The sequence below is a fragment of the Pannonibacter sp. genome, from assembly GCF_051860505.1.
GTDB lineage: Bacteria > Pseudomonadota > Alphaproteobacteria > Rhizobiales > Stappiaceae > Pannonibacter.
Genome location: NZ_JBHYDX010000002.1, coordinates 78,305 through 99,498, shown reverse-complemented (window position 1 = coordinate 99,498; position 21,194 = coordinate 78,305). Strand labels below are relative to the sequence as shown.

General features: G+C 63.6%; 18 protein-coding genes. 9 read left to right on the top strand and 9 right to left on the bottom strand.

The features are described 5' to 3' along the window. The first annotated feature begins 12 nt into the window (after window positions 1-12). From ACTIFE_RS01830 to hflX, 6 genes are all read left to right on the top strand, one after another. Window positions 13-2,283, top strand: a complete 2,271-nt coding sequence (locus tag ACTIFE_RS01830) for an ATP-binding protein (RefSeq protein ID WP_439527460.1) — start codon at window positions 13-15, stop codon at window positions 2,281-2,283. Continuing rightward, window positions 2,273-3,640 carry a nitrogen assimilation response regulator NtrX gene (ntrX, locus tag ACTIFE_RS01825; protein ID WP_439527459.1) on the top strand — a complete coding sequence of 456 codons (1,368 nt, stop codon included), beginning with the start codon at window positions 2,273-2,275 and terminating at the stop codon, window positions 3,638-3,640. Before ACTIFE_RS01830 ends, ntrX begins: the two co-directional genes overlap by 11 nt. A 40-nt stretch (window positions 3,641-3,680) precedes the next feature. Then, entirely contained in the window at window positions 3,681-5,057 is a 1,377-nt protein-coding gene (gene trkA / locus ACTIFE_RS01820; RefSeq protein WP_439527458.1) for a Trk system potassium transporter TrkA, read from the top strand. A gap of 42 nt (window positions 5,058-5,099) precedes the next feature. Continuing rightward, window positions 5,100-5,966, top strand: a complete 867-nt coding sequence (locus ACTIFE_RS01815) for a D-amino-acid transaminase (RefSeq protein WP_439527457.1) — start codon at window positions 5,100-5,102, stop codon at window positions 5,964-5,966. Between the two features lie 171 nt (window positions 5,967-6,137). Further along, window positions 6,138-6,395 carry an RNA chaperone Hfq gene (gene hfq, locus ACTIFE_RS01810; RefSeq protein ID WP_106754155.1) on the top strand — a complete coding sequence of 86 codons (258 nt, stop codon included), beginning with the start codon at window positions 6,138-6,140 and terminating at the stop codon, window positions 6,393-6,395. Between the two features lie 81 nt (window positions 6,396-6,476). Further along, a complete protein-coding gene (gene hflX / locus ACTIFE_RS01805; protein ID WP_439527619.1) occupies window positions 6,477-7,802 on the top strand; it encodes a GTPase HflX in 1,326 nt (441 codons plus the stop codon). Between the two features lie 283 nt (window positions 7,803-8,085). Here hflX and mazG read toward each other — a convergent pair whose 3' ends face one another. From mazG to ACTIFE_RS01760, 9 genes are all read right to left on the bottom strand, one after another. Then, entirely contained in the window at window positions 8,086-8,925 is an 840-nt protein-coding gene (gene mazG, locus ACTIFE_RS01800; RefSeq protein WP_439527456.1) for a nucleoside triphosphate pyrophosphohydrolase, read from the bottom strand. 88 nt (window positions 8,926-9,013) lie between these two features. Beyond that, window positions 9,014-10,159, bottom strand: a complete 1,146-nt coding sequence (locus ACTIFE_RS01795) for an ABC transporter permease (RefSeq protein ID WP_439527455.1) — start codon at window positions 10,157-10,159, stop codon at window positions 9,014-9,016. After that, window positions 10,156-11,025: an ABC transporter permease gene (locus ACTIFE_RS01790; RefSeq protein WP_439527618.1), complete on the bottom strand. Its 870-nt coding sequence runs from the start codon at window positions 11,023-11,025 to the stop codon at window positions 10,156-10,158. Before ACTIFE_RS01790 ends, ACTIFE_RS01795 begins: the two co-directional genes overlap by 4 nt. A gap of 37 nt (window positions 11,026-11,062) precedes the next feature. Further along, the gene (locus tag ACTIFE_RS01785; protein WP_439527454.1) at window positions 11,063-11,875 is read right to left on the bottom strand and encodes an ABC transporter ATP-binding protein; all 813 of its coding nucleotides are present in this window, start codon (window positions 11,873-11,875) and stop codon (window positions 11,063-11,065) included. An 11-nt stretch (window positions 11,876-11,886) separates the two neighbouring features. Beyond that, window positions 11,887-12,195 (bottom strand): endonuclease domain-containing protein, encoded by a 309-nt coding sequence (locus tag ACTIFE_RS01780; RefSeq protein WP_439527453.1) that lies wholly within the window; start codon window positions 12,193-12,195, stop codon window positions 11,887-11,889. Between the two features lie 742 nt (window positions 12,196-12,937). Continuing rightward, on the bottom strand, window positions 12,938-14,395 hold the full coding sequence (gene hydA, locus ACTIFE_RS01775) for a dihydropyrimidinase (RefSeq protein ID WP_439527452.1): 1,458 nt from the start codon (window positions 14,393-14,395) through the stop codon (window positions 12,938-12,940). A gap of 228 nt (window positions 14,396-14,623) precedes the next feature. After that, window positions 14,624-15,874: a Zn-dependent hydrolase gene (locus ACTIFE_RS01770; protein ID WP_439527451.1), complete on the bottom strand. Its 1,251-nt coding sequence runs from the start codon at window positions 15,872-15,874 to the stop codon at window positions 14,624-14,626. Between the two features lie 49 nt (window positions 15,875-15,923). After that, a complete protein-coding gene (locus tag ACTIFE_RS01765; RefSeq protein WP_439527450.1) occupies window positions 15,924-17,420 on the bottom strand; it encodes a CoA-acylating methylmalonate-semialdehyde dehydrogenase in 1,497 nt (498 codons plus the stop codon). An 87-nt stretch (window positions 17,421-17,507) separates the two neighbouring features. Beyond that, entirely contained in the window at window positions 17,508-18,842 is a 1,335-nt protein-coding gene (locus ACTIFE_RS01760; protein ID WP_439527449.1) for an aspartate aminotransferase family protein, read from the bottom strand. 452 nt (window positions 18,843-19,294) lie between these two features. On the opposite strand from ACTIFE_RS01760, the gene ACTIFE_RS01755 reads away from it, so the two are divergent. From ACTIFE_RS01755 to arfB, 3 genes are read left to right on the top strand one after another with little or no spacing between them, the layout of a single operon-like run. Next, window positions 19,295-19,960: a TetR family transcriptional regulator C-terminal domain-containing protein gene (locus ACTIFE_RS01755; protein WP_439527448.1), complete on the top strand. Its 666-nt coding sequence runs from the start codon at window positions 19,295-19,297 to the stop codon at window positions 19,958-19,960. Beyond that, window positions 19,957-20,667, top strand: coding sequence for a TetR family transcriptional regulator C-terminal domain-containing protein (locus ACTIFE_RS01750; RefSeq protein WP_439527447.1), 711 nt, complete (start codon window positions 19,957-19,959; stop codon window positions 20,665-20,667). The genes ACTIFE_RS01755 and ACTIFE_RS01750 overlap by 4 nt, the downstream gene beginning before the upstream one ends. Further along, a complete protein-coding gene (arfB, locus tag ACTIFE_RS01745; RefSeq protein WP_439527446.1) occupies window positions 20,664-21,170 on the top strand; it encodes an alternative ribosome rescue aminoacyl-tRNA hydrolase ArfB in 507 nt (168 codons plus the stop codon). The genes ACTIFE_RS01750 and arfB overlap by 4 nt, the downstream gene beginning before the upstream one ends. Window positions 21,171-21,194 lie beyond the last annotated feature (24 nt).

Genomic DNA, 21,194 nt, shown 5'->3' with positions numbered 1-21,194 from the left:
CGATGAGGACGGATGATACTGGAACGTGATCCGCGCGCGGATGTGGATCAAAGCCGGCGTGGCCGGATCGGGCGGCGGATCGGTCTGGCGGTGATGATCCTGTCGCTGGCCTCGATCGGCATCACCTTCATGGTGCTGACCGGCGCGACCCCGATCGAGCCGACCCAGCAGGTCGTCAAACTGTCGATGCTGGTCAACGGCCTGCTCGCCAGCGGGCTGGTTGCTGCCATTCTTCTCGAGATCTACAAACTGCTGCAGGCGCGGCGCAAGGGCAGGGCCGCTGCCCGGCTGCATGTGCGCATCGTCGCCATGTTCAGTCTGATCGCCGCCGTTCCCGCGCTTCTGATGGCCGTCGTTGCCACGATTACCCTCGATCAGGGGCTGGATCGCTGGTTCGAGCAGCGCACCCGTCAGATCATCGACAACGCGTTGACGGTGGCCCAAGCCTATCTTCAGGAACATGCCCATGTGCTGCGAGCCGATCTGACCGCGATGGTCAGCGATGTCGATCGGGCCCGAGGCATTTATGACTACGAACCGACCCGGTTTGATTCGTTCTTCACGGCGCAGGCCCAGGTGCGTGGCCTGCTTGCGGCTTTCGTAATGAAGGAAGACGGCACGGTGGTGACCCGTGTCGTGCTGGATCCGCGCGCCAACATCCTGCTGCCACCTAAAGATATCTATGCCAAGGCGACCGCCGGCGAACCGATCCTGATTGCGCCAGGGACTTCCAACCTTGTTGGCGGTGTCATGAAGCTGGAGTCCTTTGACGGCATGTATCTCTATGTGACGCGCGGCATGGATCCGCGGGTCACCGAGTATCTGCGCCTCGCCGAGGAAGGGGCGACCGAATACAGCAAGATGGAAGAAACGCGCTTCGGGGCGCAGGTGGCCTTTGCGCTGATCTATCTTGGCGTTGCGCTGATCCTGCTCTTGTCCGCGATCTGGATCGGCTTCGGCTTTTCCAGCCGGTTGGTTGCGCCGATCCGCCGGTTGATCTCGGCGGCAGACCAGGTCTCCAAGGGCAATCTCTATGTCGAGGTCGTGACGGAGAAATCCGAAGGCGATCTGGCCAACCTTGGATCAACCTTCAACAACATGACAGGGCAGTTGCGCGGCCAGCGCGATGCGCTTCTGGCGGCCAACGAGCAGATCGACCGCCGCCGCCGGTTCACCGAAGCGGTGCTGTCCGGTGTGACGGCGTCTGTCATCGGTATCGATGACGAGGGGGCGATCACGCTGGTCAACCGGTCGGCGCGGGCGCTGTTGCAGATCGAGGAAAGCGATGCACTCGACCGGCCCATTGCCGAGGTGCTACCGGAACTGGCTGACTGCGTTGCCAATGCGATCCAGAAAGAAGCCGAGCGGGTCAAGGAGACCCAGATCACGCTGGTCCGTGGCGGGCGCGAACGCACCGTCAACGTCCGCATCACCACCGAGCAGTCCACCCGGCGCGAACATGGCTATGTCGTGACGCTGGACGACATCACCGACCTCGTTTCGGCGCAGCGCAATTCCGCCTGGGCGGATGTGGCCCGCCGCATCGCCCATGAGATCAAGAACCCGCTGACGCCGATCCAGCTGTCGGCCGAGCGCATCCGGCGCCGCTATGGCAAGAAGGTCGAAGATGACCGGTCCGTCTTTGACCAGTGTATCGACACGATCATCCGGCAGGTCGGCGACATCGGCCAGATGGTCGACGAATTCTCGTCCTTCGCCCGCATGCGCAAGCCAACCAAGAGCCAGGCCGATTTGCGCAACATGGTGCGCGAGGCCGCCTTCCTGCAGACCGTCGGCAATCCCGACATCGAGATCCGCACCGAATTGCCCGAAGGGCCGATCTCGGGGTTTGTCGACCAACGGCTCATCGGGCAGGCTCTGACCAATGTGATCAAGAACGCCGCCGAAGCCGTGACCGGTCGGACGGGCGACAACCTGCCCAAGGGCCGCATCCGCATCCACCTCTATGAGGACGGCAGCAGGCAGGTGATCGACGTGATCGACAATGGCATCGGCCTGCCAATGGAAAATCGCCAGCGTCTACTGGAACCCTACATGACCACCCGAGAAAAAGGCACAGGACTGGGGCTTGCCATCGTGCGCAAGATCATGGAGGACCACGGGGGCGGCATCGAATTGCTCGATGCGCCGGGCGCCAGCGAGGGCGAAAGCGGGGCATTGGTCCGGTTGATCATCGGGCCGCAGGAACTGGCAGTTGAGGGGCCTGCCGGTTCGCCAAACCAGGACATCAGAAAAGAAGAAGTGACCGGCCATGGCCTATGACATCCTGATCGTGGACGACGAGACGGACATCCGCGAAATGATCGCGGGGATCCTTGACGACGAAGGCTACGGAACGCGGACAGCCTCCGACAGCGACAGCGCGCTGGCGGCCATCAAGGATCGCCGTCCGTCATTGGTGGTTCTCGACATCTGGCTGCAGGGCAGCCGTCTCGACGGGCTGGCCTTGCTCGACGAGATCAAGGCGCAGGACAAGGATCTGCCGGTCGTCATCATCTCCGGCCATGGCAACGTGGAAACCGCCGTCTCGGCGATCAAGCGGGGCGCCTACGACTACATCGAGAAGCCGTTCAAGGCTGACCGGCTGCTGCTCATCACCGAGCGGGCGCTGGAAGCCTCGAACCTGCGGAGGGAAATCCGTGACCTCAAGCAGCGCTCCGGCGATACGGCCAAGCTGATCGGCGAATCCAATGCCATTCATCAGTTGCGCCAGACCATCGAGCGCATTGCGGGCACCAACAGCCGCATCCTGATTTCCGGACCGTCTGGCGCGGGCAAGGAGCTGGCCGCGCGGATGATCCACGATCTGTCGCCGCGCTCGAAGGGCCCGTTTGTTGCACTCAATGCCGCGACGATCACCGCCGAGCGCATGGAGGAAGAGCTGTTCGGCATCGAGGACGAGAAGGGCAACCTGCGCAAGGTCGGCGCGCTGGAAGAAGCACATGGCGGCACGCTCTACCTCGACGAGGTGGCCGACATGCCGCGCGAGACTCAGGGCAAGATCCTGCGCGTTCTCGTGGACCAGACATTCAGCCGCGTTGGCGGGGCCACCCGTGTGCAGGTCGACATTCGCATCCTGTCCTCGACGGCGCGCAATCTGGAGCAGGAAATTGCCAACGGCACGTTCCGCGAGGACCTTTATCACCGGCTTGGCGTGGTGCCGCTGCGGGTGCCGGGACTGGCAGAGCGCCGTGAGGACGTGCCGGTCCTGGTGCGGCATTTTATGGAGCAGATTTCGTCGAGCGCCGGTCTGCCGATGCGCCGGATCGGCGAGGACGCCATGGCTGTGCTGCAGACCCACGACTGGCCCGGCAACATCCGCCAGCTGCGCAACAACGTTGAAAGGCTGATGATCCTGACCCGGGCTGATCCGGCTGCGGTGATCACGGCCGATCTCCTGCCGGCCGAAGTGGGGGCGATGCTGCCGAACCTGCCATCGAACGGCGGCGGCGATCATCTCATGTCCGTGCCCCTGCGCGAGGCCCGCGAAATCTTCGAGCGGGATTACCTTCAGGCGCAGATCAAACGCTTTGGCGGCAACATTTCGCGCACGGCTGAATTTGTCGGCATGGAGCGTTCGGCCTTGCATCGCAAGCTGAAGTCGCTAGGGCTATCGTGATGCGCGTTTGCGCCTCTGAGTCTTTCGGGAGTTCGTTCCGATGAAAGTCGTCATTTGCGGAGCCGGACAGGTCGGATACGGCATTGCAGAGCGTCTTGCTGCCGAGCAGAACGATGTCTCGGTGATCGATTCCTCGCCCAAACTCGTCAACGCGATCAGTGATCAGCTCGATGTGCGCGGCTTTGTCGGCAACGGCGCCCATCCGGACGTGCTGGCCCAGGCCGGCGCCGACCAGGCTGACATGATCATCGCGGTGACCCTCTATGACGAGGTCAACATGGTCGCCTGCCAGGTGGCTCATTCCCTGTTCAACGTGCCGACCAAGGTCGCCCGCGTGCGCGCCCAGAGCTACTTGCAGGGCCGCTGGAGCAATCTGTTTGCCCGTGAGCATCTGCCGATCGACGTGATCATCTCGCCGGAAATCGAGGTGGGCGACATGGTGCTGCGTCGTCTGGCCCTGCCGGGCGCCGCCGAAACCGTGCGGTTTGCCGATGACCAGGTGGTGATGGTGGGCATCGTCTGCCAGGAAGACTGTCCCGTCGTCGATACGCCGCTGCAGCAGCTCACCGACCTGTTCCCGGACCTCGGCGCGGTTGTCGTTGGTGTATTCCGTGGGGGCAAGCTGTTCGTTCCCAAAAGTTCCGACCAGCTTCTGGTCGATGACCTTGCCTATGTGGTTGCCCGGCGCGACCAGGTGCGCCGAACCCTGGGCATTTTCGGGCACGAGGAGCCGGAGGCCAATCGCGTGGTCATCGCCGGCGGCGGCAACATCGGCCTCTATGTTGCCAAGGCGCTGGAACAGCGGCAGTCGAAGACGCGCATCAAGGTGATCGAATCCTCGCGGGAACGCGCGGTTGGCATTGCCAATGAACTGAAGCGCTCGGTCATCCTGCATGGCTCGGCGCTGGACCAGGCCATCCTTGAGGAAGCCGACGTCTCTGCCGCCGATACAATGGTGGCCCTGACCAATGATGACGAGGTCAACATCCTGTCCTGCGTCATGGCCAAGAAGATGGGCTGCCGGCGCAACCTGTCGCTGCTCAACAACCCGAGCTATCCGGCCTTTGCCAATGCGCTCGGAATTGATGCCTATATCAGCCCGCGCACGGTCACGATTTCACGGATCCTGCAACACGTCCGGCGCGGTCGTATTCGCGGCGTGCATTCGCTGCAAAATGGTGCGGCGGAAGTCATCGAGGCCGAGGCACTTGAAACCTCGCCGCTGGTTGGCCGGCCGTTGCGCGACATCGATCTTCCGGACGGGATCCGCATCGGCGCCGTGTTCCGTTCCGGCAAGGTGCTGATGCCGAATGGCGGGATGCAGATCCAGGCGCGGGACCGTATCGTCATCTTTGCCATGGCCAATCGCGTGCGTCAGGTCGAGCAGATGTTCCGCGTCAGCCTAGAGTTTTTCTGAGCCGCGAGGCTCACCCTTTCAGAATGTTTCAGGGACAGGATCATGAGCCGAATTGCTTATGTAAACGGCGAATACGCCGCCCACGCTTCCGCTTCAGTGCATATCGAGGACCGTGGCTATCAGTTTGCCGACGGTGTCTATGAGGTCTGCGAGGTCTGGCAGGGCAATCTGGTCGATGGCCCGCGCCATCTGGACCGGCTGGAGCGGTCCTTGCGGGAACTGCGCATCGCCATGCCGATGACGCGGCGGGCGCTGACCTTTGTCATGAAGGAAGTGATCCGCCGCAACCGCGTCCGCCACGGCCTCGTCTACATGCAGGTGACCCGTGGTGTCGCCCGGCGCGATCACTTCTTCCCTGCAGGCGATGTACCGCCATCGATTGTGATTACAGCGAAGTCGACCAACCCGCGCGCGGGCGACACGCAGGCCGAGACCGGGATTGCCGTCGTCAGCCATCCTGAAAACCGCTGGCCGCGCGTCGATATCAAGACGGTCGGCCTGCTGCCCAATGTCCTTGCCAAGCAATATGCGCGCGAGCAGGGTGCCAAGGAGGCCTGGTACGTCGATGCGACCGGCCATGTCACCGAAGGCGGCTCGACCAATGCCTGGATCGTCACGAAGGACGGCGTGTTGGTGACCCGGCCGGCCGAGAGCGGCATCCTGAAGGGCATCACCCGGGCGGTGGTTCTGGACCTGGTGGCGCGCGAAGGCATTCGATTCGAGGAACGCGCCTTTACGCTTGAGGAAGCATTTGAGGCCCGCGAAGCCTTTGTGACTGCTGCCTCCACGCTTGTGATGCCGGTGGTTCAGCTCGATGGACGGCCAATCGGCAATGGGCACCCGGGCAGCATTGCAACCGGTTTGCGCCAAGCATTTCACACGGCGAGCCATCTGGAAGAAATCCGCTAAACGTGTGAAATAGTAGTGGGGCAGCATAGCTGACTTGATATAGTCTCAGGGCGGACCCGGTGCAGCCGGGAGAGGCGGCAGCGTTTGTGTTCAAGGCCTCGCTCCCCTGCGTAAAAAAAGCAATTGCCAGATGCCCCGGCCGCATGTGGCAGATACAGGATAAGAAGACTCATGGCTGAGCGTGCGCAGAATCTCCAAGACACTTTTCTGAATCATCTTCGCAAGCAGAAGATCCCGCTCACAATCTTCCTGATCAACGGTGTCAAGTTGCAGGGTGTTGTGACCTGGTTCGACAATTTCTGCGTCCTGCTGCGCCGTGACGGACATTCGCAGCTGGTCTACAAGCATGCAATTTCGACGATCATGCCCAATGGTCCGGTTCAGCTGTTCGAACCGGGCGAAGAAGGCTCCGACAAAGCGGGCGCCTGATTGACGCAAACTCCCAGATCTGATGGCCCCTCGGGCGAACGCCGGCGCGGCGAGACCGCGCCGGGCGAGCGTGGGCCAGACATGGATCGGCGCACGCCGATTTCCCGTACCCTGGTGATCGAGCCGATCACGGCCGACAAGACGGTACGGGGCAGCGAAACCGATGCATCCGCCGTCCGTACGCCGGAAGCCCGGCTCGAGGAAGCGGTTGGCCTGTGCGCGGCCATCGAACTCGACATTGTCGATGCCCTCATCGTCAAGATCCCCAAGCGCCGTCCGGCGACTTTGCTCGGCACCGGCAAGGTCGAGGAGATCGCGGCTCTCGTCGAGGCGCATGAGGTCGACGTGGTCGTGGTCGACCATGCGCTGACACCGATCCAGCAGCGCAATCTGGAAAAGGAACTGAAGACCAAGGTGATCGACCGGACCGGTCTGATCCTGGAAATCTTCGGTGCCCGCGCCCGCACCAAGGAAGGCCGGCTGCAGGTCGATCTGGCCCATCTCAGCTGGCAGAAGAGCCGGCTCGTGCGTTCCTGGACCCACCTTGAACGCCAGCGCGGCGGTGTCGGCTTCATGGGCGGCCCGGGTGAAACCCAGATTGAAGCCGACCGCCGCCAGATCCAGGACAAGATCCTGCGGCTGGAGCGTGAGCTGGAGCAGGTGCGGCGCACCCGCGACCTGCACCGCAAGAAGCGCAAGAAGATCCCCCAGCCGGTGGTGGCACTCGTCGGCTACACCAACGCCGGCAAGTCGACACTGTTCAACCGGCTGACCTCGTCCGAGGTCTTTGCCAAGGACCTGCTGTTCGCGACGCTCGATCCCACCCTGCGCCGGATCAAGCTGCCGCACGGCCGCGAGGTCATCCTGTCCGACACCGTGGGCTTCATCTCGGAACTGCCGACCCATCTGGTCGCCGCCTTCCGCGCGACGCTGGAAGAGGTGCTGGAAGCCGATCTCATCCTGCATGTGCGCGACATCAGCCATCTGGATACAGAAGCCCAGGCGGTCGACGTCTCCCGCACGCTGGAGGCCCTCGGTGTCAGCGCGCAGACCGGTGCACCCATCGTCGAGGTCTGGAACAAGATCGACTGTCTTGATGCTGAACGCCAAGGCAAGCTGCTGGAGGCGAACGGGCCCGAAGGCGCGATCGCTCTTTCTGCGCTCACGGGCGATGGTGTCGATGCCTTGCTCGCGCGGATCGAGAATTTCGTCGCCCTTGGCGATGACCGGTTCGATCTCGTTCTGCCCGTTACCGACGGTCACCTGCTGGCCGGTCTCTACCAGATCGCCGAGGTTCTGGCGCGCGAGGACACGGACGAGGGCATCGAACTGACCGTGCGCGTCTCCGACAAGCAGCGCGGCAACTTCCGGGCGCGCTATGGTGCGTTCATTGAAGGGGCGGAGTGAAGCTGACAGCAACTGATCTCTGGCAGTGAACGTCTTGCAAGCTGAGGCCCCATGACAGGCCCCGGCACAAGGCCGGGGCAGCGCGGAGAAAAGCTGTCCCTCCAGATTTCCCGCACTACAAACCCGCAACGCAGGCCGGTGGCGCTGCAGCAACCCGGCTATTGCGCCGCCAGCAACTCAGTGACTGCGCCGTCCCGGCCTTGTGCCGGGACCTGTCAGGAGGGCACGCCAGCAGACCGGCTGGAGATCGTGCCAAAAAATCCTGGCCTGCTAATTGGTCGGCTCACTTCCCCTTCGCCGCCTGCCAGACCGCTTCCATCTCATCGAGTGTCATGTCCTCCAGCGCAACGCCGCGGCGGGTGGCTTCGGCCTCGATGGCAGCAAAGCGGCGGCGGAACTTGGCGTTGGTCCGCTTCAGCGCGTCTTCCGGCTCCACGTCCAGATGACGGGCAAGGTTCGCCAGCGCAAACAGCACGTCGCCCATCTCGTCCTTGATCGCGTCCGGCACGTTGCCGGTGACGGCAGGCGCGGTGTGGTCCTTCAGCTCGGCTTCCAGCTCGTCCAGTTCTTCCCGGATCTTGGCGATGACAGGCGCAAAGCTGTCCCAGTCGAAGCCGACGCGGGCGGCCCGCCGCTGGATCTTTTCCGCCTCCATCAGGGCCGGGAAGGCGGAGGGCACCGCATCGAGATAACCAGGTTCTGTATCGGCCATACCAAGAGCCGCGCGGCGTTCCTTGCGCTCGGCCTTTTCCTCGGCCTTGATGCGGTCCCACATGCCCTTGGCCATGCCGGAGCTGCGGGCGGTGTCGTCGCCGAAGACATGCGGATGCCGGCGGATCATCTTCTTCGTGATCGCTTCCACCACATCGGGGAAGCTGAAGGCTCCCTGTTCCTCGGCCATGCGCGAATGATAGACCACCTGCAACAGCAGATCGCCCAGTTCCTCGCGCAGGTCATCGAGGTCGTTGCGGCTGATTGCCTCCGCCACCTCGTAGGCTTCCTCGACCGTGTAGGGGGCGATGGTGGAGAAATCCTGCTCCAGGTCCCAGGGGCAGCCCGTCACAGGGGTGCGCAGCGCTGCCATAATGTTGATGAGAACGGAAATGTCGCGGCCGGGCTTCATGGCGGTCCTTGCAAGGCAGATCAGACGGAATCACCTGGCCGGGAGCCTACAGGCTTCCCGGCCAGGTGCCTATGCCGGTTCGGCCCGCTCAGCCGCGCTGCGAGGGATGCCAGAACGTGGCGATGCGCTCGATCAGGGCGACGGCCGCGTAAAACAGCGAGCCAGCCAGCGCCGCGACCGCGATCTCGGCCCAGACCATGTCGAGGTTCATGCGCCCCACTTCCGTGGAGATGCGGAACCCCATGCCGACGATTGGTGTGCCGAAGAACTCGGCCACAATCGCGCCGATCATGGCGAGGGTGGAGTTGATCTTCAGCGCGTTGAAGATGAAGGGCAGGGCCATCGGCAGGCGCAATTTGACCAGCGTCTGCCAGTAGGAGGCCGCATAGGTGCGCATCAGGTCCTTCTGCATGGCGTCAGCTGCGGCGAGCCCTGCCACCGTGTTCACCAGCATCGGGAAGAAGGTCATGATGATGACGACCGCAGCCTTTGACGGCCAGTCGAAGCCGAACCACATCACCATGATCGGGGCGACGCCGATGATCGGCAGGGCCGAGACCAGGTTGCCGATCGGCAGCAGGCCCCGGCGCAGGAACGGCACCCGGTCGATCAGGATCGCCACGACAAAGGCGCTGCCGCAGCCGATGGCATAGCCGGCCAGCACCGCCTTCAGGAAGGTCTGCTGGAAGTCGGCCCAGAGCACCGGCACCGAGCTGACCAGCCGCGCGCCGATGGCACCGGGGGAGGGCAGCAGCACCTGCGGGATTCCGGCACCGACCACGACAAGCTGCCACAGCACCAGCACTGTGACACCGAAGATCAGTGGGATCGCCAGATTGACCAGCTTCTGCGCAGTGGGCGACAGGCCGCGCCAATGCGCAAGACGTTCGACGAACAGCCAGGCCGCTGCCCAGGTGGCCAGTGTCAGGCACCAGAAGCCGAAGGCGGCCTGGCCGGGATGTTTGCCGGCAGTGCCGACAAGGAACCAGGCGGAGAGGGCGGTCACCGCTCCGATGATGACATCGCCGAGCTTGTGGCGGGCAAATCCCAGCGTGTAGCGCACGCCAAGAATGGCAAGCACCGTGACCACGATGGCAAGCCGGGGCAGGTCCAGCGCACCCAGATCCGGGCGGAAGGCCGTCCCGGTCAGGCCCAGCACCGCGAAGACGAGGACGGTGATCGCCAGCAGCGCGGGCGTGTCGATGCGGGGCTGGCCCGCGGCAATCGTGCTCATCGGTTCATCCCCATCCGCGTCAGCGTGAGTTTCTCCAGCAGCCCGATCAGGGTGACCAGCAGCCCGGCAACGACCGCGGCCACGATCAGTGCCGACCAGATCTGCAGCGTCTGGCCATAATAGGACCCTGAAAGTAGGCGAGACCCGAGCCCGGCCACAGCGCCCGTCGGCAGTTCGCCGACAATGGCGCCGACGAGGCTGGCAGCAATGCCAACCTTCATCGAGGCAAACAGATACGGCACCGCATAGGGCAACCGCAGCTTCCAGAAGGTCTCGGCCCGGCTGGCGCTGTAGGTGCGCATCAGATCGAGGTGGATGAGTTCAGGTGAACGCAGGCCTTTCACCATGCCGACCGTCACAGGAAAGAACGACAGATAGGTCGAGATCATTGCCTTCGGGATCAGCCCGGAAATTCCGACCGCATTCAGCACCACGATGATCATCGGCGCGATGGCGAGGATCGGGATCGTCTGCGAGGAGATCACCCAGGGCATCAGCGACATGTCGAGCACGCGCGAATGCACGACGAGGACAGCAAGGCCGATGCCGAGCAGCGTGCCCATGACAAAGCCGGTCAAGGTCGAGGTGAGGGTGATGCCGGTGTGATGGATCAGGCTGCGGTTGGAGGTGATCTTCTTGTTGACGGTCGTGTCCCAGATCTCGCCGGCCACCTGATGCGGCGAGGGCAGAACCGGTCGCTCCTGCGCCAGCGTATCGGCCAGAAGCTGGGTGAAGGGGACGTCGGCCTGGCCGGCGCGGGAATAAATGTCGCGTTGGAACGGGGCATTGAGGGCAACGGTTGCCACATACCAGATGGCTATGATCGCAAGCACCACCACCAGCACAGGGCCAGTCGTGCCCGACATGAGCCCGGCGAAAGGGGAGAGCGGACGCGGAGAAGCCTCAGTCGTCATAGGAATGCCCCGCCTTCAGCCCCTCGCGGACACGGTGGGCAATCTTCAGGAACTCTGGCGTCTCGCGGATATCGAGCGTGCGCTGGCGGGGCAGGTCGCTTTCGATCACATCATAGATCCGGCCGGGGCGTGGGCAGAGCACCACGATCTTGGTCGACAGGTAGACCGCTTCCGGGATCGAATGGGTGACGAAGACCACCGTCTTGTTGGTCTTGGCCCAGAGCTGGTGCAACTGGTCATTGAGATGATCGCGGACGATCTCGTCCAGTGCGCCGAAGGGCTCGTCCATCAGCAGCAGCTTCGGCTCGACAGCCAACGCGCGGGCGATGGACGCACGCTGCTGCATGCCACCCGACAATTGCCATGGGAATTTTTTCTCAAAGCCCTTGAGGTTGACCAGGTCCATGTTGCGCGCGATCCGCGCCTCGCGTTCCGTCCGCTCCAGCCCCATAATTTCAAGCGGCAGGGCAACATTGCCGGCTATCGTCCGCCAGGGATACAGCGCGGGCGCCTGGAACACATAGCCATAGGCCCGGTTCAGCCGCGCCTCTTCCGGGCTCATGCCATTGACGGCAATCCTGCCGGCCGTCGGCTGTTCCAGATCGGCGATGACCCGCAAGAGCGTGGTCTTGCCACAGCCCGACGGACCGATGAAGGAGACAAAGTCGCCCTCTTCGATCTTTAGGTCGATGTTGGACAGGGCATGGACCGGCCCGTCATTGGTCTCGAAGGTCAGCGACAGCTTCTCGATATCAATCACAGGCCCGGCCCGGTCCCCATGTGGGGCGGGGGGATGTTTCATGGCCGTTGCGTTCATTTCAGTCCCCCTAGGTCAGTCAGGATCAGGTTCAAACACCCGTCAAAATTCTCGCTCAGGTCGCCACTCGATATGCGCAGAGTTCGGTAACCGGCTTGCGCCATCCACTCGTCCCTCAGCTTGTCTCTCTGCCGGCGTCCAGCTTCTTCATGCCATTCCCCGTCGATCTCGATCACCAGCCGTGCGGCATGGCAGGCGAAATCTGCTGTGTAGGGCCCGATTGGCACCTGCCTGCGGATATGGAACCCGTACAGAAGCCGAAACGTCTTCAGGCTCTGCCACAGCCTCCGCTCCCCATCGGTCATGGCCTCCCGCAGTCGTCTTGCCCGCGTGATTGCTGGCCGTTTGACTTGCGTCGGTGCCATTTCCCGCTCCCATCAATCGACATCACCCTAGGCCTTGGCACTTGTACCCCTCCCCCTTGGGGGGGGGGGGGGGGGGGGGGGACACGGCCTTGCCGCACCCTTGACCCTTGCAAGCAGAACTCCTGCCGCGCCGCCGTAATCGTCAGGCCTTTCCGTGTGGTCTACCCCCACCCCTAACCCCTCCCCTCAAGGGGGAGGGGGACTGGTGGAGAGTGCCGCATTTCGTCACGTTCCGGCCATGCGAACCGACATCACCCAAGGCCTTGCCACTTGTACCCCTCCTCCTTGAGGGGAAGGGCAGGGGTGGGGGGAGCGGCCTTGCTACTCCCTCCACCCTTGCAACCGGAACACCTGCCGCGCTGCCTCAATCTTCAGGCCTTTCCGTGTGGCTCACCCCCACCCCTAACCCCTCCCCTCAAGGGGGGAGGGGTTAGGGGTGGGGCGAGCCGCATTTCGTCATGGTCCAGCGACGCCAACCAACATCACCCAAGGCCTTGCCACTTGTACCCCTCCCCCTTGAGGGGAGGGGTAGGGGTGGGGGTAACGGCCTTGCCGCTCCCTCCACCCTTGCAACCGGAACTCCTGCAGGGCTGCCGTACTCGCAAGGCCCCCCGTGTGGTTCACCCCCCCCTAACCCCTCCCCTCGGGGGGGGAGGGGGACTGGCGGAGCAAGCCTCCCAGTTCAGACCCCGCTGGCCGGAATGCCGCTGCGTTCCACCTTGCGCGGCGCGACCAGGTACTTCCAGGTCGACAGGGCCTTGTTGACGGCCGTGACCGGCGGGCGGGCGACGAATTCGCCGTGGCCTTCCCGGGTGTTGATCGTCGTCTCTTCAATGGCCACGTGGCCGCGGGTGAGCGTGAAGCGCGGCAGGCCCTTCACATGCTTGCCCTCGAAGACGTTGTAATCGATGGAGGATTGCTGGCTGGCGGCCGAGATCGTCTTCTCCCGGTTCGGGTCCCAGACGACGATGTCGGCATCCGCCCCCACAAGGATCGCGCCCTTCCTCGGATACATGTTGAGGATCTTGGCGATATTGGTCGAGGTCGCAGCGACAAACTCGTTCATCGTCAGCCGGCCGGTCGCCACGCCATAGGTCCACAGCATGGGCATGCGGTCTTCAAGGCCGCCGGTGCCATTGGGGATCTGGGTGAAGTTGCCGATTCCGTTGCGCTTCTGTGCTGTCGTAAAGGCGCAATGGTCCGTCGCCACCACCTGAAGCGAGCCCGACGACAGGCCGGCCCACAGGCTGTCCTGATGCATCTTGTTGCGGAACGGCGGCGACATGACGCGGCGGGCGGCATGGTCCCAGTCAGGATGGGCATATTCGCTGTCATCGAGCGTCAGGTGCTGGATCAGCGGCTCGCCAAAGACGCGCATGCCCTTGGCCCGGGCACGGCGCACGGCCTCGTGGCTCTGCTCGCAAGACAGATGCACCACATAGAGCGGCACGCCCGCCATATCGGCGATCATGATGGCGCGGTTGGTGGCCTCGCCCTCGACTTCAGCTGGCCGCGAATAAGCATGCGCCTCAGGGCCGGTGTTGCCTTCTGCCAGAAGCTTGGCCTGCATCTGGGCCACCACGTCGCCGTTCTCGGCATGGACCATGGCGAGCGCCCCCAGTTCCGCGCAGCGCTGGAACGAGGAGAACATCTCGTCATCATCCACCATCAGCGCGCCCTTGTAGGCCATGAAATGCTTGAAGGAGTTGATGCCCTTCTGGCGTACGACAGTCTCCATGTCGTTGAACACCTGTTCGCCCCACCATGTGATCGCCATGTGGAACGAATAGTCCGCCGTCGCCCGGCTGGTCTTGTTGTGCCACATGGACAGCGCGTCGAGCAGCGACTGGCCGGGGGAGGGCAGGCAGAAATCGACCACCATGGTGGTGCCGCCGGCAAGCCCGGCGCGGGTGCCGCTTTCAAAGTCATCGGCCGAATAGGTGCCCATGAAGGGCATCTCGAGGTGAACATGCGGATCGATGCCACCCGGCATGACGTAGCAGCCCTTGGCATCCAGCACCTTGTCGCCGGAGAGGTTCTTGCCGATCTCGACGATCTTGCCGCCCTCGACCTTCACATCGGCTTCGTAAGTCAGATCAGCGGTCACCACGGTGCCGCCCTTGATCACAGTGCTTGCCATGTCTGTTCCCTTTTGGTTTCATATGCAGTCGGTGTTTCCCGCGCTCCCCAAAACTCCCGCGCCGTCCCGGCCTTGAGCCGGGACCTGTCATGCGGAGGAGTGCCGGGTTACAAATTCCCGCCACCGCCCGAAGCTCGAACGCGCCTCACTCTGAGCCCCCTTCACGGGTCCCGGCTCAGGGCCGGGACGGCGCGGAGAAAACACCAAACAGGCCACCAGCCGCATCACTCACCCCACAACTTCCGCCGTCTCCAGCACCGCATGCAGCAGCACGTCGCAGGCGCCGCCGGCCCAGTCTTTCGAGATGTCTTCCGCCTCGTTGTGCGACAGGCCGCCGACGCAGGGGCACATGATCATGGTGGCGGGGGCAACCTTGGCTGCCCAGCAGGCGTCGTGGCCCGCGCCGGAAATCAGATCCATGTGGCTATAGCCGAGCCGCTCAGCTGCCGCCCGCACGCTGGTGACGAGTTTCGGATCGAAGGTCACCGGATCGAAATGACCGACGGCCTCCACCGCGCAGCCGACGCCGAGCGCCGCGCAGATTTCGGCGGCTTCGGTTTCAATGCGGGCGCGCATGGCGTTGAGCTTGGCGAGATCCGGCGTACGGATGTCGACCGTGAAGACGACCTTGCCCGGCAGCACGTTGCGCGAGTTGGGCGAGAAATTCACCTGGCCGACGCCGCCGACCGCGCCGGGCTGGTTTTCCATCGCCACGGTCTGGACCATTTCCATGATCCGCGCCATGGCCAGTCCGGCATTGACGCGCAGGTTCATCGGCGTCGAACCGGTGTGCGCCTCGCGGCCCGTCAGCGTGAACTCCAGCCACCACAGGCCCTGGCAATGGGTGACGACGCCGATCTGCTTGTCTTCGGCCTCCAGGATCGGGCCCTGCTCGATATGCAGCTCGAAATAGGCGTGCATCTTGCGTGCGCCCACCTCTTCCTCACCGACCCAGCCGATGCGCTTCAGTTCATCGCCAAAGGTCTTGCCCTCCGGGTCCTTGCGGCCATAGGCGTAGTCAAGGCTGTGTACGCCGGCAAAGACGCCGGAGGCCAGCATGGCGGGGGCAAAGCGTGCGCCTTCCTCGTTGGTCCAGTTGGTGACGACAATAGGATGCTTCGTCCTGATGCCGAGGTCGTTCAGCGTGCGCACCAGTTCGAGACCCGCCAGCACGCCGAGCACACCATCATACTTGCCGCCGGTTGGCTGAGTGTCGAGATGCGAACCGACATAGACGGGGAGGGCGTCCGGGTCGCTGCCCGGACGGGTCAGGAACATCGTCCCCATCTTGTCGACGCCCAGCGTCAGGCCTGCGTCCTCGCACCAGGACTGGAACAGCTTGCGGCCTTCGGCGTCGGCATCCGTCAGGGTCTGGCGGTTGTTGCCGCCCGCGATGCCCGGTCCGATCTTCGCCATGTCCATCAGACTGTCCCAGAGCCGGTCCGGGTTGATCCTGAGGTTCTGTCCCAGTGCTGCCATGATGCCGTTTCCCTGATGCTGTGGTTCGTGTGGTCTTGCCGGCTTGCCGTCATTCGAGGCTGGGGAAGGTGAAGACCGCGCCGTCCTTGATACCGGCCGGCCAGCGCGTGGTGACCGTCTTCATGCGCGTGTTGAAGCGCACGCCCTCCGGCCCGTAGATCGAGTGATCGCCGAACAGAGACCGCTTCCAGCCGCCGAAGGAGAAATAGGCCACCGGCACCGGGATCGGCACGTTGATGCCAACCATGCCGACCTCGATCCGGTCGGCAAAGGCACGCGCCGCATCGCCGTCGCGGGTGAAGATCGCGGTGCCGTTGCCATACTCATGCTCGTTGATCAGCGTCAGCGCTTCCTCGTAGCCCTTGGCCCGCACGACCGAAAGCACCGGACCGAAGATTTCTTCCTTGTAGATCGTCATGTCCTTCGTCACGCGGTCGAACAGGGTGCCGCCGACGAAATAGCCGTTCTCGTAGCCTTGCAGATTGAAGCCGCGGCCATCGACCAGCAGCTTGGCGCCTTCCTTGACGCCCTGGTCGATGTAGCCCAGCACCTTGCGCTTGTGCGCCTCGGTGATCACCGGCCCCATATCGGCCGACTTGTCCGTGGCCGGACCGATCTTCAGCGCCTCGACGCGGGGGATGAGCTTTTCAACCAGCGCGTCCGCAGTCTTCTCGCCGATGGGAACCGCGACGGAGATGGCCATGCAGCGCTCGCCGGCGGAACCATAACCCGCACCCATCAGCGCGTCGGCGGCCTGGTCCATGTCGGCGTCCGGCATGATGATCATGTGGTTCTTGGCCCCGCCGAGCGCCTGCACGCGTTTTCCGTGGGCGGTGCCGGTCGCATAGACATATTCGGCAATCGGCGTGGAGCCGACGAAGGAGATCGCCTTCACGTCCGGGTGCTTCAGGAGAACGTCCACGGCTTCCTTGTCGCCATGCACCACATTGAGGACACCCTCGGGGAAGCCCGCCTGCCGGAACAGGTCGTAGACGAACATGACCGCAGACGGATCGCGCTCGGACGGCTTGAGGATGAACGTGTTCCCGCAGGCAACCGAGATCGGATACATCCACAGCGGCACCATGGCGGGGAAGTTGAACGGCGTGATGCCGGCGACGACGCCGAGCGGCTGGCGGTCGCAGTAGCTGTCGATGGCCGGCCCGACGTTGCGGGCGAACTCGCCCTTCAGGAGATGCGGGATGCCGCAGGCAAATTCCACCACCTCGATGCCGCGCGCGACTTCGCCAAGCGCATCGTCATGGGTCTTGCCGTGTTCGGCGGAAATCGCCCGGGCGATGGCATCCGCGTTTTCGGTGAGCAGTTCCTTGAAGCGGAACATGAAGCGGGCGCGCTTCAGCGGCTGCGTGTCGCGCCAGGCCGGGAAGGCGGCCTTGGCCACCGCAATGGCGTCCGCCACTTCGGCTGCCGACGACAGTCCGAGTTCGGCCACCTGTTCGCCCGTCGCCGGGTTGAACACCGGCGCGACGCGCCCGGAATTCGACACGACTTCGCGGCCGCCAATGGCGTTGTTGATCTTCTTCATGGTCTGGATCCCCGGACTGTCCCTGGCGGACTTGTTGTCTTGTCTGGAAGGGCCCGCGCGTGTCCGCGCGGGCCAGAAAGTGCCGTGTCAGATATTGCTCTGAAGCACCGTGCGCAGCTTGCCGAACAGCTCGTCGATCTGCGCCTTGGAGATGATCAGCGGCGGCGACAGGGCAATGATGTCGCCGGTGGTGCGGATCAGGAGGCCATCGTCATAGGCCTTCAGGAAGGCCGAGAAGGCCCGTTTGGTCGGCTCACCCGGGATCGATTCCAGCTCGATGGCGCCGATCAGGCCGAGGTTGCGGACGTCGATGACCTTCGGGCAGTCCTTCAGCGAATGCACCGCGTCTTCCCAGTAGGAGGCAAGCTCTGCCGCGCGGGTCAGGAGGCCTTCTTCCTCGTAGGTGTCGAGCGTACCGAGGGCGGCAGCGCAGGCGACCGGATGGGCCGAGTAGGTATAGCCGTGGAACAGCTCGATCATGTGTTCCGGACCTGTCATGAAGGTCTCGTAGATCGTGCTGCTGCAGAACACCGCGCCCATCGGGATCACGCCGGAGGTGATGCCCTTGGCGGTGGTGATCAGGTCCGGAACCACGCCGAAGTAATCCGTCGCAAAGCCGGTGCCGAGGCGGCCGAAGCCGGTGATGACCTCGTCGAAGATCAGGAGAATGCCGTGCTGGTCGCAAATTTCGCGCAGGCGCTTCAGGTAGCCCTTCGGCGGGATCAGCACGCCGGTGGAGCCTGCCACCGGCTCGACGATGACAGCGGCAATGGTCGAGGGATCATGCAGCTGGATGACTTTGATCAGGTCATCGGCAAACTCTGCGCCATGCTCCGGTTCGCCCCGGGTGAAGGCGTTGCGGGCCGGGTCATGGGTGTGACGGATGTGGTCGACGCCGCCCAGCATGGTGCCGAAATGCTTGCGGTTGTTGACGATGCCGCCAACCGAGATGCCGCCAAAGCCGACGCCATGATAGCCGCGCTCGCGGCCGATGAGGCGCGTGCGCGAGCCCTGGCCGATGGCGCGCTGATAGGCGAGCGCGATCTTCAGCGCCGTGTCGACGCTTTCCGAGCCGGAGCCGGTGAAGAACACATGATCGAGCGGGGAGGGCAGCAGTGCGGCCAGGCGGGCAGCCAGTTCAAAGGCACGCGGATGGCCCATCTGGAAGGCCGGCGCATAGTCCATCTCGGCCACTTGGCGTTGCACGGCCTCGACGATGCGCGGGCGACCATGGCCGGCGTTGCAGCACCACAGGCCGGCCGTTCCGTCCAGCACCTGGCGGCCGTCGGCGGTGGTGTAGTGCATGTCCTTGGCGCCCACGAACATGCGCGGGGCCTTCTTGAACTGCCGGTTGGCAGTGAACGGCATCCAGAAAGCTTCGAGATTGTTCGGAATGGCAGCGGTCGCAGCCTTGTCAGACATGGTTCCTCCTTGCCGGTCCATCTCAAGCGGACCGGTCGTGGCAGCAGCATTCAGCGCACGCGGACGGACCTGGCCGAACGCGAACAGCACCCGAGCCTAGCAGTGGCGCGCGGTCTTGTCCGGGGTCGTCTTCAGATTATCCATTCGTGCTGTTCCCACCGGATCATCGTGCGGAAATGAAGCCGCAGGCGAGGCCGGATATCTCTCTGGAGTGCGCCGTCCGTTGTTCTGTGGACTTTGACGCTTGTCGTTGGACCTTGGCTAGCTTTCAATGTCCTCCTGTTCGGGCTATGCAGCCGGAACTGGGCGTCCATGAAACCTGACCAAACGGTCAAATTGAGCCTATGAATACTTGACCAAACGGTCAAGATGATAATTTCATCGGCCAGATGATTTTCCCGGCACCCGCTTGCCGGAATACGACCTGCCGAACGCAGGGGAAACGGGAGCGCATGGATCGCAAGGTGTCCACCAGAAGTGCAGCACGGGCGGAAACGGAACGGGCGATCCTGTCGGCAGCAGAGGCCGTGTTTGCCGAGCATGGCTATCGGGGCGCAACGACCGGCATGATCGCCGAGCGGGCAGGGATCCCGAAAGCCAACCTGCATTACTATTTCGCCACCAAGGAAGCGCTGTACCGCCAGGTCGTCGAAAACATCTTCATGATCTGGCTCGATGCCGCCAACTCCTTCGACGACTGCGAGGACCCGGAGGAGGCGCTGACCCACTACATCACCACCAAGATGGACATCTCGCGCCAGCACCCGATGGGATCCAAGGTCTGGGCCAACGAGATCCTGCACCGGGCGCCGGTCATCCAGGACTATCTCGAGACGACATTGCGCGAATGGACCGCCACCCGCATCGCCATCATCGAGCGCTGGGTCGGGGAAGGGCGGATGGACCCGGTCGATCCGCGCACGCTGCTCTATATGATCTGGTCGACGACGCAGCACTACGCCGATTTCATCCACCAGATCGAGACGCTGAACGACGGCAAGCCGCTGAGCGACGAGCAGTTCGCCCTTGCTCGCGACAACGTGGTGCGCATCATCCTGTCCGGCGTCGGCATCCGGCCTAGGGTCGCAAGCAGCGTCAAGGCCGGAGCTGCCCGATGAGCCCGACGCGCAGCACGCCGAAATCATCCCCCTTGAAGCGCAAGCCCGGCCTGCGCAGCGCGCCAGCAGCACGGCAGACGCCAGGCGACACGGATGGCAAGCCGACCCGGATCCAGGAACGCAACCGCGCCCGCATCCTGGAAGCCGGTCTTTTGGAATTCTCGCGCTTCGGCTTCGGCGGGGCGACCATCGAGAAGATCGCCGCCGGGGCAGGGATGTCGAAATCGAACCTGCTCTACTACTACCCGACCAAGACGGCGATCTACGAAGCCGTGCTCGAGCACATTCTCGACACCTGGCTGGCGCCGCTGCGCATGCTGGACATCACCGGTGATCCGGCGGCAGAGCTGGCGGACTACATCCGCCAGAAGTTGAAGATCTCGGCTGAATGGCCTGAAGCGTCGCGTCTTTTTGCCTCCGAAATCCTGCAAGGGGCGCCGCAGGTGAAACCCGTGCTGCAGGGCTCGCTGCGCCAGCTGGTGAGCGAAAAGGCAGCCGTCATCCGCGCCTGGATCGCGGCAGGCAAACTCAAGCCGCATGTGGAGCCGGTGCATCTGATTTTCCTCATCTGGTCGGCGACGCAACATTATGCCGATTTCGAGACCCAGGTTCTTGCGCTCACCGGCAAAACGCTGAAGGACGAGGCTTTCCGCGGCGAGGCAGAAGCAGCGCTTGTCGCCACCATTCTGGGAGGCGTGTTGGCATGAGCGACCGGGAGCCTCCAGTGCCGCCGGCGCCTCCGGGTCCACCAGCCCCGAGGCCGCTCGAGACCGCGCCGGAAAGCCGCCGCATCACGATCAAGGGACGGCTGCATATTGACGAGCGCGACCTCAGCGAAGAGTTCATCCGCGCCTCCGGGCCGGGCGGCCAGAATGTCAACAAGGTCTCGACGGCGGTGCAGTTGCGTTTTCAACTTGACAACAACCGTACGTTGCCAAATGATGTGAAGCAACGGGCAGGGGAACTGGCCGGTAGCCGCCTGACGCAGGCTGGTGAAATCCTCATTCAGGCCGACCGTTTCCGCACGCGTGAACAAAACCGCGAAGATGCGCTGGCCCGGCTGATCGAGCTTCTTATCAAGGCCGCCCACCGCGACAAGCCCCGCAAGGCAACCCGGCCGACGCTTGCCTCCAAAAAGCGCCGCCTCGATACGAAGAAGCAGCGCGGCGGCATCAAGAAACTGCGCAGCGGACGGCCGGACAGCGACTGAGCGGCAGCAGGGGGCAGCATGGCC

Coding starts and splice junctions, on each gene's coding strand:
- ACTIFE_RS01830 (WP_439527460.1), top strand. CDS start 13: ATGATACTGGAACGTGATCCGCGCGCGGATGTGGATCAAAGCCGGCGT.
- ntrX (WP_439527459.1), top strand. CDS start 2,273: ATGGCCTATGACATCCTGATCGTGGACGACGAGACGGACATCCGCGAA.
- trkA (WP_439527458.1), top strand. CDS start 3,681: ATGAAAGTCGTCATTTGCGGAGCCGGACAGGTCGGATACGGCATTGCA.
- ACTIFE_RS01815 (WP_439527457.1), top strand. CDS start 5,100: ATGAGCCGAATTGCTTATGTAAACGGCGAATACGCCGCCCACGCTTCC.
- hfq (WP_106754155.1), top strand. CDS start 6,138: ATGGCTGAGCGTGCGCAGAATCTCCAAGACACTTTTCTGAATCATCTT.
- hflX (WP_439527619.1), top strand. CDS start 6,477: ATGGATCGGCGCACGCCGATTTCCCGTACCCTGGTGATCGAGCCGATC.
- mazG (WP_439527456.1), bottom strand. CDS start 8,925: ATGAAGCCCGGCCGCGACATTTCCGTTCTCATCAACATTATGGCAGCG.
- ACTIFE_RS01795 (WP_439527455.1), bottom strand. CDS start 10,159: ATGAGCACGATTGCCGCGGGCCAGCCCCGCATCGACACGCCCGCGCTG.
- ACTIFE_RS01790 (WP_439527618.1), bottom strand. CDS start 11,025: ATGTCGGGCACGACTGGCCCTGTGCTGGTGGTGGTGCTTGCGATCATA.
- ACTIFE_RS01785 (WP_439527454.1), bottom strand. CDS start 11,875: ATGAAACATCCCCCCGCCCCACATGGGGACCGGGCCGGGCCTGTGATT.
- ACTIFE_RS01780 (WP_439527453.1), bottom strand. CDS start 12,195: ATGACCGATGGGGAGCGGAGGCTGTGGCAGAGCCTGAAGACGTTTCGG.
- hydA (WP_439527452.1), bottom strand. CDS start 14,395: ATGGCAAGCACTGTGATCAAGGGCGGCACCGTGGTGACCGCTGATCTG.
- ACTIFE_RS01770 (WP_439527451.1), bottom strand. CDS start 15,874: ATGGCAGCACTGGGACAGAACCTCAGGATCAACCCGGACCGGCTCTGG.
- ACTIFE_RS01765 (WP_439527450.1), bottom strand. CDS start 17,420: ATGAAGAAGATCAACAACGCCATTGGCGGCCGCGAAGTCGTGTCGAAT.
- ACTIFE_RS01760 (WP_439527449.1), bottom strand. CDS start 18,842: ATGTCTGACAAGGCTGCGACCGCTGCCATTCCGAACAATCTCGAAGCT.
- ACTIFE_RS01755 (WP_439527448.1), top strand. CDS start 19,295: ATGGATCGCAAGGTGTCCACCAGAAGTGCAGCACGGGCGGAAACGGAA.
- ACTIFE_RS01750 (WP_439527447.1), top strand. CDS start 19,957: ATGAGCCCGACGCGCAGCACGCCGAAATCATCCCCCTTGAAGCGCAAG.
- arfB (WP_439527446.1), top strand. CDS start 20,664: ATGAGCGACCGGGAGCCTCCAGTGCCGCCGGCGCCTCCGGGTCCACCA.